Below are 316 nucleotides of genomic sequence, written 5' to 3' on the forward strand. Positions count from 1 at the left end.
CGTAGCGATACGTTGAGCTAACCGATACTAATGAACCGTGAGGCTTAACCTTACAACGCCGAAGGTGTTTTGGCGGATTTGAGATGATTTTCAGCTTAGATTCAGAGTTGAGTACGCAATAATTTGCGCAGCAGCAAGGCGGCAAGCGAAGGAAAGGAAGGAGCATACAAAAGTATGTGACTGAGTTGACGAGCGCAGGCAACGCCGCTGATGCGATAAAGAATTGCGTACTGAGCACAAAGAATTTGCCTGGCGGCAATAGCGCGGTGGTCCCACCTGACCCCATGCCGAACTCAGAAGTGAAACGCCGTAGCGC

The 316-nt window shown here is 50.6% G+C and carries 1 rRNA gene; it reads left to right on the forward strand.

The features are described from left to right. Nucleotides 1-248 precede the first annotated feature (248 nt). A 5S ribosomal RNA gene (gene rrf, locus PGR79_RS23845) occupies nt 249-316 on the forward strand; the annotation flags it as partial.

The organism is Klebsiella sp. 141161, assembly GCF_050600815.1.
In the GTDB taxonomy this organism is placed as follows: Bacteria; Pseudomonadota; Gammaproteobacteria; order Enterobacterales; family Enterobacteriaceae; genus Klebsiella; species Klebsiella aerogenes.